Here is a 13,393-nt window from a genome sequence, read left to right on the forward strand (position 1 = left end):
GATGACGCACGACGCCGACGCGCCGAGTGCCGCGGAGACCGTTGCCGGGGAATGGCGCCTCCTCCTCGACGGAAGCCACGGCCTGATCGACACGGACACCGTCCGCGCGGCCCATGCGCAGCCGCGACTGCGACAGCTCTTCCCGCTGATCAGCCACGGAGTCATGTACTTCAGCGGCTGCACCGGGATGCCGGCCGCCCATCTCGGGGGGCAGGTCCATCCGCGAGGCGCCGACGGACGGTTCCGGGTGGCGGGCCCCAAGGGGGTCGGGACCCTCGGCAGGGCGGAGACCCTGCAGGAGGCGTTCGCCCTGGTCGTCGCCCACCTCCCCGAGGAGTGCGGGCCGGCGGTGCTCGGCGGCGCGGGCCGCGTCTGACAGTGTGGGTGGGGGCTGACCGCGGAGGTGCGGGTGCGACCCGGCCGGGCCGCACCCGCACCTGCGCGCCCTCTACTTCAGGTAGCCGAGGACGGTCATCATCCCGGACTCCGCGTGGTAGACGTTGTGGCAGTGGAGCATCCACAGGCCCGGGTTGTCGGCGTCGAAGTCGACCTCCAGCCGCTCTCCGGGCAGCACGATGGACGTGTCCTTGCGGGCGCCGCCGTCGGCGAGCGCGTAGGTGTGGCCGTGCAGGTGCATGGGGTGCCACATCGTCGTGGCGTTCACGAGGGCGAGGCGGACGCGCTCGCCCGCGCGGACGGGGTAGCGCTTCGCGGGGTCGTACTTCTCGCCGTTGATGGCCCAGTCGTACGTCGCCATCGAGCCGGTGAGCTTCAGCTCGACGGTACGGTCGGGCCTGCGCGGGCCCAGTCGCACCGACTCCGCGGCCTTGAGCTGCCCGCCGTGCACGACCTTGCCGTCGAGTTCCCTCGGGCGTACGGACGCGGTGGGCGCGGCTCCGCCGCCGGCGCGCAGGACGGCGAGGGCGGTACGGTTCTTGCCCTCGGCGAGCGCGGTGAGCGGGAAGGCACCGCTGCCGACGGTGACGAGGGCGTCGACGCGCTCGCCCATACCGATCAACAGGGCGTCCGCCCGAACGTGTTCGACCGGGAAGCCGTCGGTGTGGGTGACGGTGAGCCGGTGGCCGCCGAGGGCGACCCGGAAGGCGGTGTCGCCGCCGGCGTTGATGATCCGGAGCCGGATCCGGTCGCCCGGCTTGGCAGTGAAGGTCCCCGGGGCCTCCGGCGTACGGCCGTTGATCAGGTAGTACGGGTAGCCGACGTCGCCCGCGTCCCCGCCGAGGAGGTCGCTGGTCGCGCCCATGAGCATGCGAGAGGGCCCCGAGGGCTTGGGGGACGGCGGCTTCGAGGCCGACTCCGGGGACGGCGAATCCGGGCCCGTCATCGACATGTTGGACATGTCGTGCCCTTCCGTCCCGCCGGCGCCGGATCCGCCCATGTCCATCTCGCCGTGGTCCATGCCGCCCATGCCCTTGCTGAGCTCGCCGAGGACGGCGTCCGGGGTGGAGCCGTCGACGCCGTCGACCCAGTCGTCGAGGACGATCACCCACTCCTTGTCGTACTTCAACGGCTCCCTGGGGTCCTCGACGATCAGCGGGGCGTACAGGCCCCTGTCCTGCTGGACGCCGGAGTGCGGGTGCAGCCAGTAGGTGCCGGGGTGGGCGACGGCGAAGCGGTAGTGGAAGGAGCCGCCGGGCTTGATGTCCCGCTGGGTGAGACCGGGCACGCCGTCCATGTCGTTGCGCAGGGCGAGGCCGTGCCAGTGGACGCTGGTGGCCTCGGGAAGGTTGTTGGCCAGGGTGAGCGCGAGGGTGTCGCCGGCGGTGACCCGCACCTCCTTGCCGGGAAGCTCGTCCCCGTACGCCCAGCTGCGGACGGTGCGTCCGCCGCCGAGGTCGAGGGGGGTCTCGACGGCGGTGAGCTTCACCTTCCGCTCGGGGCCGGGCTTGCGCAGTGCTTCGGTCGCCTCGATCCGCTCGCTGTCGGGGGTGATGTAGTCGGCGGCCGGCCGTGTGCCGGAGTCGCCCGAGGAGTGGTCCATGCCGCTCATCGTGCCGGAGCAGGCGGTCAGCAGGCCGGTGCCCGCGGCGGCGATTCCGGCGCCGAGGAGGGTACGGCGGGTGGGTCGGGTCATGACGGTGGAACCTCTTGACGTGGTCGTTGCGTGAGGGAGACGGCGTTCCGCTCGCGTCGCGAAGCGGCCGGTCGCCCTATACGCGCAACAGGGACAGACGTGTCAGGAGGGATCCGGGCGGGGCGGGCGGCGGGATCGCCCACAGGGCGTACGCCGGAAGCGCCGCCGCCAGGGGTGCGTCACGGACGGACAGGCGTCTGCGGGCGGCCCGGGCCAGGAGGATCACTCCGGCGCCCGCGCCGAGCACGGCGAGACACACCGCGGCGACTCCCGCACCGTGAGCGGGCGCGCGGTGGTCCGGGCGAGCGCTCTCCACGCCCGCGGCCGGGGCCGGTTCGTGCGCCCCTGCCATGACGTGCGTGCCGCCGGGGCCCGGGGTGGTGTGTTCACCGGGGTGACCGAGGGCGTGCATGAGCACGATGCCGAAGAGCAGCGCGACGGCGAGCAGGAACCGGCTCAGCCATGTCGCGGTCTTCCGGCATGCGGCCACTGCGCTCTCCGTCCTCGCTCCTCGACCCTCGGCCCTGGCGCCCTCGGTCCGATGCGAGGGGGCCGAGGACCGATGGTACGGGGTGGGGGTATGCGACTCCCCTCGTGGGCCCCGGTGGCGAGGTCGGGACTCAGCCCCGCAGCTGTACGGCGAGCGAGGCGAGCCACGCGCCCGGGGTGAGCGGCGCCGGGGGCTCGACCTCCACGCCGAGCGTCACCAGCGCCAGGGCCAGGCCGTCCTCGTCGAGGCCGAGGGCGAGGAGGTCGTGCAGCTCCCCCGTCAGCTGGGCGACGAGCCCGGTGTCGGTGCCCTCCAGATAGTCGGCGAGCGCGCCCCCGTGGTCGCCGAACTCCTCCGGCATGTCCTGCGAGAACCAGCCGCCGAACAGCTGCGCGAGCTCGGGGAAGCGGGCCCGCCACTCCCACGGCGTCGCGGGCGCGGCCGGCGGCGGCGCCTGGCCCTTCGCCATGCTCTCGTCGAGCCGGTCGGCAAGACCCGTGAGCCAGTCCCGGACCTCCTCGGGCGCCAGCCCCGTGTCGGGCAGCCGGTAGTACTCGCCGAGGCGCAGTCGCAGCCGCCCCGGCGGGTTGTCGGCGTACACGCGCAACTGCTCGGCCGCGACGGCGACGGCCCAGGGCCGGGTGCGCCAGGTCTGACGCAGATAGCCGGCCATCGCCTCGGGGGCGTGCGGGCCGAGGCCCAGGTGCGCGCGGACGACCTGGTCGAGCTCGCCGTACTTGCGGTCGTGCTCGGCGGGGTTCAGGGACACGGAGGCCTCTACAGGTCGACGGGCAGGGCGGAGTGCACGGTGAAGGGGTACGCGCCGGGCTCGCCGGAGCCGGTCCGGCGGAGCACGACCCGGGCGGCGCGCACCGGGACCGGCTCCTGGCCGGTCAGCGCCATCCCGGTGGTGAGCAGCGTGCCCACCGGATCGGGCCGCGAGGGCCAGGCGGCCTCGATGACGAGCCGCTGCCGGGTGGACTGGGCGAGCCAGCGGTGGATGACCTGCTCGTTGAGCGTGATCACCTGCTGGGTGGCCCACTGGGCGGTCGCCCGGTCGGGGAAGCTCGCGGCGCGGTCGGCACGGGCGGGGACGGCCGACTCGGTGGGCGCGGAGGGCGCGGGAGGTGGTGTCGTCATGTCAGGCACCGCCCCAGCCGCGAAGGGTGGCCCGCTGAGCGGCGGAGTAGTTGGCGTGCCCGGTCGAGACGACGGCGTGCAGCCACTTCTGCGCGGCCTCCAGGTCCTGCATCTGGCGGTCCCAGCGGTCGAGTTCGTCCACGAAGGCCTCGCGTGCCTCGCCCTGCCAGGCCAGGACGACCGGAACCGTCCGGTCGTACAGCGCGCCCAGGCGCTCGTTGAGCTGCTTCACGATGTCCTCGAGGTCGCCGGCCATCTCGCGCAGCGCGACCAGGTCGACGGTGATCGGTACGTCGTCGTTCACGTTTCCCCCTGCCTCACGGGTGTGGGGACACCCGTTCAGATGTCGTTGATCTTGCTGGTCGGCGCCGCTCCGGGGCCCGGGCCGCCCGGTCCCTCGCCGGACAGTCCGCGCACCTCGGCGTCGACGTCGACCCTCTTGCTCTCGGCCCGGAACTGCCGCAGGGTGTCCAGCTCCTGGCGTGTGAAGCCGTCCCGGCTCATCCGGACCGCCGCCGCCAGGACTCCCAGGATCTCCCGGACCCGGACGGCGTCCGCCCCGGCCTCGCGGTGCAGCTTCCGGTACGCCGTCGCCGCCTCGCTGCGCCAGCGCGCCTCGGCGCGGTCGACGATCGCGTCCATCCGGCGCACCTGCCCGTCGATGTGCGTCCGCATGGCGTCCAGGTCGTCCGCGAGACGCTTCAGGTCCTCGTCCGTCACGGCGAAGTTCGGGTCGGTGGGCATGGCGGCGGCTCCTTCCGGGGCGATGGGGTGGCGGGGTGGCGGGTCAGTGCTGCTCGGCGAAGTGGGCGTGGACGGCGTCGAGCAGCAGGCGGACACGTGCGTGGGTCACATGGGGCCTGGCGGTGGCGAAGGCGGCGTCCAGCTCGGCGGGCGTGCGGAACAGATACAGGAGTCGCTGCAACTCGCCCGCCAGGTGGGCGAGTTCCTGGCAGTCGGGATGCTCGCTGGTCAGGATCTCGTCCAGGGCCTCCTCCACGCTGTCGTACTCCCCCGACACCATCGACGAGATGAAGGCCGAGGTCAGCGAGAAGCGTGCGCTCGCCTCCCAGTCGGACAGCGGCAACTCCGTCAGGTCCGGGTACGAGAGCAACTGGCTGTCGCGGACGAGCTCGGCCAACGACCGAAGGAAGTCCGTCGGCGCATCGTCTCCGGCCGCCCGCGCCAGCCGCTCGCGGTACGCGGCGGGCCGGGTCTCGAACACCTCCGTGCCGACCTCGTCGGCCAGGAGGTCGAGCAGCGAGGCCAATGACTCCAGCGGCATCACATGGGCGATCGCCCGGGAATCCTGCAGGAGGCGGGACAGCCGCTGGAGTTCGTCCTCCAGCGGCGCGGCGCCCGGGTTGCGCGACGCGACGGCGATGCTCAGGAGGAGTCCCACCGCGCCCCGGGTGAGGAACTCGTGGTGTTTCGTGGTCACGTGGCGCATGTTACGGCGGGCACGGGAAGGCGGTGCGGACATAGAACGTCCCGGATTCCGGCGAGTAGGCGAGGATCAGCTTCACGCTGTGGACGTCCTTCGGCTGGGCGCCGAAGCCCTGAGCGGCGAAGTCGTCCTTCGAAACCGAGGATCCCGTCACGACGTCGTTCCCGTTGGTGTCCTTCACGGTGATGACGTCCAGCTGCGGCGAGGAGGCGGGACTGAACGTCCCGTTGATCACCTTCTGCTTCTGGTTGTTCATCCATTTCGTGATCGTGTCGATGTTGTCGGGGTCGTTGAGCGCGGCCTGGACGTTCCTCTGGGCGGCCGGCAGGTCCGCGAAGGCCGAGGCGTCGACGCCCTGGTCCCGTACGCGCATCCGCAGCTGGTCGGGGGTGAGGCCGACGTGCCGGTCGATCGCGTGGCCGTCCTTCCCCGGCTTGAGCGGGTCGGTCGGGGAGGCCTGATAGGGGTTGGTCTCCCATTCCATGGACGCGAGGTCGATCCCGAACCGGTTGTTCGGGTCCCGCGACTGCTCGTTGAGCGGGGTGATCGATCGGTTGAACTCGAAGAGCGAGCGCGCCCCGTACGCCTCCGCCCGTGCCGACTGCGACTGGAAGGTCGGCACCGCGCGAGAGGCCTCCTGCAGCGGTTCGAGCAGGCCCTTCACCTTCTCCGTCTGCGCCCGCAGCTCGGTCTCGTAGGCGTCGACGGCCCGGTTGACGGCGTCCGTGTCGATGCTGAGGAGCACCGCGGCGCCCAGGCCCTTCCACAGGTTCTTGAGGCGCTTGAGGAGGTTCTCGAAGAAATCCTTGGGGTCGGAGAGGTCGAGGAGCGCCAGGGCGTCCTTGAAGGCCTTGTACAGGATCCTTCGCAGCTCGGTGCGGATCTTCTCCGCGGCCTCCGCGTACGAGCGGATGGCCTGGGCGAGGATCTGGGCCGTCGTGCTGAGGACACCGAACACCGGGAGGCTGGTACCCATACCGGTCGGCGGCTCGTGCCCCCACTCGTATCCGGCCGTGTTCTTTCCCCAGGCCTTCGTGCCCCACAGGGACGACACGAACTGCAGCATCGCCCCGTGCCAGTCGTCGTTGGTGTGGTCCGTGATGGCGTCGACGGTGCCGCTGAGCTGCCCCTGGATGATGCCGAGGCCCGTCTGGTACGGCAGCCAGGCCTGCGACAGCTCGTTGACCCTGAGGTAGTTCGGGAGCGGCAGGAGCTCCAGCGCGCGGCCGGTGCGCAGCGCTTCCTCGATCACGCTGCGCATCAGGGATCCGGGGATGTCGCCGTCGTCGAAGACGTCGGCGAAGTCGTCGACCGGGTTGCCGTCGCGGACGCCGAACGGCGGCGGGACCTTGTACACCGGCGGCGCGGAGATGACCTGCGGCGGCGGCTGCGGCGCGAAGGGCGGACTGAGCGGGTGGGTGGCCGCGTCCGCCTGCCGGAAGTTGTTGGCCGTGGTGGTGAAGCCGACCGATGCGCCGCCGATGGCGACCACGGCCTTTCCGTGGGTCTCGATGAGCAGGGCGACGACGGCGGCGTACTGGGTGGCGAACTCGACCGCGACGGTGCCGGATCCGCCGACCTTGGAGTAGCCGGCGTGAACGTCGAGGAACTGCGCGAGCGCCTTGTGGAACGACTCCTGCTCGACGGAGAGGGCCGTCGACACCTGGTACAGCTGGAGCGGCTGGACGTCGATGCCGCCGGGGCCCGTCCACGGAGTGGTCACGGGGGGCGGGGTCGCCGGAGGCAGCTGGGGCGCGGGGCCGGAGGGCGGCGTGGCCGGAGGGGTCGGCGGCGTGTTCGGAACCGGCGACGGTACCGCCTGGGAGCCGGGCGTGCCCGGAGGCTGGCCCTGCGGGGGCAGCTGCGTGGTGCCGGGTGTCGGTACCGTGTGGGGCGGCGGGGTGGAACCCGGGGGCGCCGTGCCGGTCGGGCTCGGGTGGGGCGTACTCACCGGCACGCCCAGCTGATGCCGCACCTACCGCAATCCGTGCACGACCGCGCGTACGCGCGTATGCCCCGTTCCCGTCCCATGAGTCCCCCCGACTCCGTCAGACTGGGGCCGAAATTAGCAGGACCTCACGCCAAATCCCATGACAGGCAGCAGAGTTGGCTGGAATACGCCAGACCGCACTCGCACACCGGGCGGGGCAGGTGATCAGCTCGGTACGGAGTGGGTACCGCGCGAGGTCCGTGCGCCGTGTCCGTGGTGTGCGTGCCGCCCTGGCGCTGTGATGAGCCAGAAAAGGCCGGCGCACAGGAAGGCCGCCGCCGCGAAGACCAGCGACTGGGTGACGGAGTCGTCCCGCGCTCCGGCGACGAGCGCGCCCGCCGCGGCCAGCGACAGGGCGACCGCCGGCAGCACACGGGGGTGCCGGGGGACACCCGGTGCGTCGGGGGTACGCAGGAACCGGGTCGCGAGGGCGTAGCAGGCGCATGCAAGGAGCGTGGAGCCCAGTACGTCGCTGGGCCGGTGGTGGTAGGTGGCCTGGACGGCGCCGGCGGTAACGGCGAGCCACAGCATGCCGACCGCGGTCACGTACGGGCGGACGCGGGGGGAGGCGATGAGGGTGGCGGCGAGGGCGAGCCCGGCGGGGACGGCCACGTGCCCACTGGGGAAGCTGGCCTCGGTGAGCGAGACATGCGCGTCCACCAGATCGGGGCGGGGCAGGACCAGCCTGGCCAGTTCCTTGGATCCGACCGTGCCGATGACGATCCCGAGCGCCGCGAGCCCCTGCCACCAGCGCCTCCGCACCACGGTGACGGCCACGATCACCGCGATGCCCACGAGCAGGGTGGGCATCGCGGTGTGCTCCAGGGGCGGCAGGGCCGCTGACTGGTAGGCGGCGCCGGACCAGCCGTATATCCACGCCGGTTCGGCGCCCTCTCCGCTGAGCAGGGCGTTCTCCGCACGTTGTCCGACCGGGGTGCAGACGGCGAGCAGGTAGAGCGCCAGGAACGCCAGGAGGCAGAGCGGCGCGGAGATCCGGAGGCCTGGCGTCCGGGCGGGGCGGGGTCCGGGGCCGGGCTCCCGTACCGCTCCGGTCGTCTCATCGGGGGTCCGGCCGGGGTTCGGGCCCGTGGACAGGGTGGTCGAGGGATCTTGCCGAGTCATCGTCTTCTCTGTCTTCGTGGGCGGGCAGCACAGTCACGCGCCGCTTCGGGCGCGGGTTCGGGCGTGAGGTGGGCCGGCGGGTCCGGCAGGGGTGAGTCGGCCCGGTCGGCCCACCGGGTCTCCGCTCCTATCCGAGGAGCACCCTGCTCTGCCGGCGTTGGGCGGTGATCGCCAGGACCGGGAGGGGAGCGACGAGAAGGACGAGAACGACGAGGTCCGGCAGGGACTCCATGAACCCGTTCGGCTGGGCGACGATCGCCTGGGTACGGATGAAGGCGAACGCGGCGACGGGAATCAGCCACCGACGGTCACCGGTGGCGGCCGTCGCCACCCACGCTCCGATCAGCGCGGCGACCTCGAGCGCGAACAGGCCGCGTTGGAAGGCCGGACTGACGGAGATGACGTGGAGGGACCCGGCCACGAACATGGCCAGTACGACGGGAAGCAGCCGACGGTACGAGTGACGCCGCAGCCGACCGGGACGGCAGGCCGTCAGCACGGCGCACGCGGCGCACAGTGCCCCGGAGAGCATGAGGTCCCGAGCGGTGATCGGGGCGCCGAGACCGTAGTAGCCGAGGCCCACCTTGCCTTCGTCGCCGAAGAACGTACTACTGCTGTACGTGGCACCCGCGAAGATCATCGCTGCCGCGGCCGGCAGGGCGATCCACGCCTTGCCGCGCAGCAGCGCGACCAGGCAGACCAGCGGAAGCAGCCCGTAGGGCAGGAGCCGTGTCCGGGTGTCGGGACCTTGGGCCCACGGGTACCAGCCGGAGAAGTCGAAGGCGATGGCGTGCCGGCCGGGATCGATGCGCAGGGCCCAGTGCCACACGTCCTGGAGGTACGGCACGAGGGCCAGCGCCGCGAGTACGAGAGCGGTGAGGTGGATGCCGTCCAGCCACCACGGCCGGGCCGCGTCGTCCACGACGGCGCGGGCGCGGGCCTGCGCCCCGGCACGCACCACGGCGACGACCTCCCTCGGCGGGGGCCAGGAACGGCCGGGGTACGCGTCGGAGAGGCAGTCCAGCAACTCCTTCCCCTGCCGGGAGCGGTAGGGCTCGGGGTAGGCGGCGAGCAGCAGGCGGTTCATGCCGGGGCCACCCCGACGTCCCGGGTGCGCCCGAGGACGACGGCCGCGGCCTGCCGCATCCGCAGCGCCTCCCGGCCGAGCGCCTGGGTGCCGTCCTCGGTGATCCGGTAGTAGCGCCGAGCCCGCCCGTCCACGATCTCCTCGTCACCGGGGACCACCAGCCCGGCCCGCTCCATACGGTCCAGAGCGCCGTAGAGCGTGCCGACGGCGATCCGGAGCCGCCCGTCGGTCGCCTGCTCGGCGGCCTTGATGATGCCGTAGCCGTGCAGCGGCCCGTCCATGAGCGCGGCGAGGATGAAGTACTGCGGTTCCGTCAGGGACGGGCTCTGTCGTGTCATGGACCGAGCATATATCGGGCCACGAAGTATATCGGCAGTCGGCCCTCCCTCCGGGTGCGGTGTGCACCGAGCGCGGGCGAGGCTGCCGGATGGGCGCCCGCCCCGCCCTCAGGGAGGGCGGGGCGGGGGCTGGGACGGGGGATCAGCAGGGACGGATGTGGTAGACGGGGGTCCAGGACGCGGTGCCCGAGCCCTTGGCCACGTGGGACCAGCGTTCGCTGCCGTCGTTGTTGTAGAAACGGGCACGGGTGCCGGAGGTCTGGTTGTTGTTGAAGGTTCCGTCGCCGATGCCGTTGAAGTCGTAGTACCCGCACCGGTAGTAGTCGTAGTTGACGCCGCGCCCGTCCGTGATGCACAGGTGGCCGTCGTTGCAGGCCCGGGGCGCGCTGGAGGCTGCCAGGTCGCGGGATTCGGGCTGCCCGGGTGCCGGGACCGTGGCGGTGCCGCCGGGGATGGCGAGGGTGTTCGCCGAGGTCTGGCGGGCCTGCGGATCCTGGGCGAGAACGGCGTCGACCCGCCGCTGGAGCTGCCCGGCCTGCTCGTCGGTGAGGCCGGCGGCGCGCGCCTGCGCGGAGTAGGTCTGCTGATCGGTCCGGGCGATCGCGGCCGAGGCGTGGGCGGACAGGACGGGACCTGCCATCAGGGCCAGGGCGGCGACCATCAGTCCTGCGGATCGACGGAACGGAACACGCTTCAAGGTCTTCTCCAAGCGTCGGCTCTGCACCTCATTCGAGGAGCAAGGCCACCCTGTCCACCACGACATCCTTTCAAAGGCCCTTGGCGAGGGTTCGCCACACACCGTGAGGAATGCGGACAGCCGAACGTGACGACGAGGGGGCTACCGCCCCAGCCGGCCCCCTGGAGCCCACCCGAGTCCGGCGGCCCCCTGCGCGTAGCTGTCACAGCATCGCCGATGCGCGGCCGGGAGGCCCTGGCCTCACCGGTGAGGGGTGACTGCGGCGTCGGGAATCCGCCAGAGATCGGTGCCCGTTCCTGCTGGACTGGTGGTCACGCTTTGCATGTGACGGCCGACTCGGGACGGGATTCATGTCCACAGCAACCACCGCTTCTGTCCACGCTCCCGCCACGCCGGATCGCTCGCCCTTCGTTTCCTGGCTGGCGGTGATCTCGGTGATGCTCGGGATCTTCTCGATCGTCACCACCGAGATTCTGCCGATCGGCCTGCTGACCTCGATCGGATCCGGTTTCGCCGTCTCGGACGGAATGGCTGGTCTCATGATGACCATGCCGGGATTCCTGGCCGCGATGTCGGCCCCCTTGGTCACGGTGGCCACAGGCCGTTTCGATCGGCGGGTCATGCTGGGTGTGTTCATCCTCTTGTTGGCGCTGGCCAATTTCCTGGCCGCCCTCGCGCCGGACTACTGGCTGGTCCTGATCTCCCGCGTCATCGTGGGGGTCACCATCGGCGGCTTCTGGTCCATCGGTGCCGGGATCGCCGGCCAGTTGGTGCCCGCCGAGTACACGGGGCGGGCGACCTCGGTGATCTTCTCCGCGGTACCGCTCGGCTCCGTCCTCGGGGTACCGCTGGGCACGCTCATCGGTGACATCGCCGGCTGGCGGACGGCGTTCCTGGTCATGGGCGGCTTCACACTGGCCGTCCTCACCCTGCTGCTCCTGGTCGTCCCGCCGCTCCCCTCCGCCCAGACGACGCGCCTCGACGTCCTCGGCGGCACGCTCCGGAGCGTCAACACCCGCTTCGCCCTGATGGTGACCTTCCTCGTCGTGCTCGCTCACTTCGGCACGTACACGTACGTCACCCCCTTTCTGGAACAGGTGACCCATGCGAGCCCGGCTCTCGTCACGGTCTTTCTACTCGTCTACGGAGCAGCGGGAATCGCCGGGAACTTCCTCGGCGGATCAACCGCGGGGCGCTGTCCACGAGCGACGTTCGCCGCAGCCGCCGCGTTCATCGCCGGTGCGACCCTGCTCCTCCCGGTCCTCGGCCGGTCGGACGCCGGAGCGGTGGCGCTGCTGATCGTCTGGGGCGTCGCGTACGGAGCCGTGCCTGTCTGCTCGCAGACCTTGTTCGCCAAGGCGTCGCCCGACTCCCCCGAGGCGTCCTCGGTCCTCTTCACCGCCTCCTTCCAGGCGACCATCTCCATCGGAGCCCTGGTCGGAGGAGCCGTCCTCGACCACTCCTCGCCCTCCACGGTCCTTGTGCTGGGAGGACTGGCAGCCGTCCTGGCCGTGGGGGTGTTCGGGTTCCACCGGGCGGGAAGGATCACCTGGCCCAAGGCTTCATAGCCACACCGTGTCAGGTACAGGCATCCCCTCGGTGACGGCGTGCCGACGTCCGTCGTGACCTTGCGGCGTGCGGCATCACCGACGGGATACCTGCTGGAGGTACGGCTCGGCGCCGTGTGAGGCGATGTCCTCCTCCGGCTGCGCCGAGACTGCGTTTTCGGGCGTTTCTCTTTTCGGAGGCACTCCCCTGTTCTCCCCCGCGCCGTCGCGCGCCGGTGGCGGTCGAAGGTGGTCCGGCGGCCCGGCGCGCATCGGCCGGGGAGTTCCGGTGGTGACGGCCGGTGGCCATGGGCGCTTCACAGCGGCGCTGAATCGTTGCTGCCGACGGACCGGCCCGCCTGCATCGTCATCCCGAATATGCCGGCGCTCTCCGACGTAAAGCACTTCTTCCTATCAATCACCGTTCGATGGCGCTCGCCGCGGGCTGGCCAAAAAGCATCACTGAGCAATGAACAGGCCCTCTCGGCCGCTGCTAGTGTTCTGTCCCTCATTCGGACGTGATGGAGATTCTCCGCATGGAAAACCGACCCGAGACGGGGTCACCTTCGGCGAAATCGTGGGCCATCGCAGCTTCCTCGCGCGAGGTGCTCCGGCATGTCGCCTATCCGATCCTGGCCCTCTCCGCGGCCTGGCTCTTCGCCTCGACGCTGCGCTACGGCTGGGACCGCGGGAAGGCCGTCCAGTTCTTCCTGGTCGGTGCCATTCTCTATCTCGCGGTACTGGAAAGGCTGATCCCCCATCGCTCCGACTGGCACCCCAGCGTGCGAGAACTCTGCTGGTACGCGGCCTACTTCGTGTTCACCATGGCGGGAGCCGTGCTCGCTCAGGCCGTCGTCGCGGTCGTCGTCGCGGCGGCTCCGGGAGGGGGGCTGGGGCTCGCGTTGTGGGAGCAGGTGCCCGTGGCCCTGCTGGCCTCCTCCCTCGCCGGCTACCTGGCGCACCGATTCGCGCACTCCAATCGGTGGCTGTGGAAGGTCCATGGAATTCACCATGTTCCACGGAAGGTCAATGTCGCCAACAACGGCGTCAATCACGTGCTGGATGTCGCGTTCAAACAGGGTGCCGTCCAATTGAGTCTCGGATTGCTGGGGTTCTCTCCCGACTGTCTCTTCGCGGTGGCACTCTTCACCATCGTTCAAGGCTATTTCGTGCACGCGAATGTGGATGTCCGTCTCGGGCCGTTCAACCACGTCCTGGCCAGCCCCGAACAGCATCGGCTGCATCACAGCGCCGACATCGACGAGGCCGGCCACTACGGCGTCGACCTGTCGGTCTGGGACCGCCTCTTCGGCAGCTTCACCTGGCGGCCTGACCGTGAGCCTGCCGTGGTGGGCGTCCAGGATCCGACCGCGTTCCCGGAGACCGGGGCGGTCCTCGCCGGGCTGCTGCATCCCTGGCGCCGCCCGACTCGCACCGCGTAGC

General features: G+C 71.1%; 15 protein-coding genes. 3 read left to right on the top strand and 12 right to left on the bottom strand.

Going from position 1 to position 13,393, the window contains the following annotated elements; genetic code table 11:
* Window position 1 precedes the first annotated feature (1 nt).
* Complete coding sequence (locus tag ABT154_RS24170) at window positions 2-376, top strand: DUF6193 family natural product biosynthesis protein (RefSeq protein WP_351858924.1); 375 nt, start codon at window positions 2-4, stop codon at window positions 374-376.
* A gap of 72 nt (window positions 377-448) precedes the next feature.
* On the opposite strand, the gene ABT154_RS24175 is transcribed toward ABT154_RS24170, so the two are convergent.
* From ABT154_RS24175 to ABT154_RS24230, 12 genes are all read right to left on the bottom strand, one after another.
* Window positions 449-2,092, bottom strand: a complete 1,644-nt coding sequence (locus tag ABT154_RS24175) for a multicopper oxidase family protein (protein WP_351858926.1) — start codon at window positions 2,090-2,092, stop codon at window positions 449-451.
* 76 nt (window positions 2,093-2,168) lie between these two features.
* Entirely contained in the window at window positions 2,169-2,582 is a 414-nt protein-coding gene (locus ABT154_RS24180; protein WP_351858928.1) for a DUF6153 family protein, read from the bottom strand.
* Between the two features lie 130 nt (window positions 2,583-2,712).
* On the bottom strand, window positions 2,713-3,351 hold the full coding sequence (locus ABT154_RS24185) for a contact-dependent growth inhibition system immunity protein (protein ID WP_351858930.1): 639 nt from the start codon (window positions 3,349-3,351) through the stop codon (window positions 2,713-2,715).
* A gap of 8 nt (window positions 3,352-3,359) precedes the next feature.
* Window positions 3,360-3,722: an RNase A-like domain-containing protein gene (locus ABT154_RS24190; protein WP_351858932.1), complete on the bottom strand. Its 363-nt coding sequence runs from the start codon at window positions 3,720-3,722 to the stop codon at window positions 3,360-3,362.
* Between the two features lies 1 nt (window position 3,723).
* Complete coding sequence (locus tag ABT154_RS24195; protein ID WP_351858934.1) at window positions 3,724-4,026, bottom strand: WXG100 family type VII secretion target; 303 nt, start codon at window positions 4,024-4,026, stop codon at window positions 3,724-3,726.
* 35 nt (window positions 4,027-4,061) lie between these two features.
* Entirely contained in the window at window positions 4,062-4,466 is a 405-nt protein-coding gene (locus ABT154_RS24200; RefSeq protein ID WP_351858936.1) for a WXG100 family type VII secretion target, read from the bottom strand.
* Between the two features lie 43 nt (window positions 4,467-4,509).
* Window positions 4,510-5,163, bottom strand: a complete 654-nt coding sequence (locus ABT154_RS24205) for a hypothetical protein (RefSeq protein ID WP_351858938.1) — start codon at window positions 5,161-5,163, stop codon at window positions 4,510-4,512.
* A 10-nt stretch (window positions 5,164-5,173) separates the two neighbouring features.
* Window positions 5,174-6,892 (bottom strand): RNase A-like domain-containing protein, encoded by a 1,719-nt coding sequence (locus ABT154_RS24210; RefSeq protein ID WP_351858940.1) that lies wholly within the window; start codon window positions 6,890-6,892, stop codon window positions 5,174-5,176.
* Between the two features lie 432 nt (window positions 6,893-7,324).
* Window positions 7,325-8,281 (bottom strand): phosphatase PAP2 family protein, encoded by a 957-nt coding sequence (locus tag ABT154_RS24215; RefSeq protein ID WP_351858942.1) that lies wholly within the window; start codon window positions 8,279-8,281, stop codon window positions 7,325-7,327.
* Between the two features lie 127 nt (window positions 8,282-8,408).
* Window positions 8,409-9,368: a hypothetical protein gene (locus ABT154_RS24220; protein ID WP_351858944.1), complete on the bottom strand. Its 960-nt coding sequence runs from the start codon at window positions 9,366-9,368 to the stop codon at window positions 8,409-8,411.
* Entirely contained in the window at window positions 9,365-9,706 is a 342-nt protein-coding gene (locus ABT154_RS24225) for a PadR family transcriptional regulator (RefSeq protein WP_351858946.1), read from the bottom strand. The genes ABT154_RS24220 and ABT154_RS24225 overlap by 4 nt, the downstream gene beginning before the upstream one ends.
* A gap of 142 nt (window positions 9,707-9,848) precedes the next feature.
* Window positions 9,849-10,367 carry a hypothetical protein gene (locus tag ABT154_RS24230; protein ID WP_351858948.1) on the bottom strand — a complete coding sequence of 173 codons (519 nt, stop codon included), beginning with the start codon at window positions 10,365-10,367 and terminating at the stop codon, window positions 9,849-9,851.
* Window positions 10,368-10,753: 386 nt separating this feature from the next.
* Here ABT154_RS24230 and ABT154_RS24235 point away from each other — a divergent pair, with 386 nt between their 5' ends.
* Entirely contained in the window at window positions 10,754-11,971 is a 1,218-nt protein-coding gene (locus ABT154_RS24235) for an MFS transporter (protein ID WP_351858950.1), read from the top strand.
* Window positions 11,972-12,471: 500 nt separating this feature from the next.
* Complete coding sequence (locus tag ABT154_RS24240; RefSeq protein WP_502969575.1) at window positions 12,472-13,392, top strand: sterol desaturase family protein; 921 nt, start codon at window positions 12,472-12,474, stop codon at window positions 13,390-13,392.
* Window position 13,393 lies beyond the last annotated feature (1 nt).

Origin of the sequence: Streptomyces sp. NPDC001728 (genome assembly GCF_040297565.1) — a bacterium.
Lineage (GTDB): Bacteria > Actinomycetota > Actinomycetes > Streptomycetales > Streptomycetaceae > Streptomyces.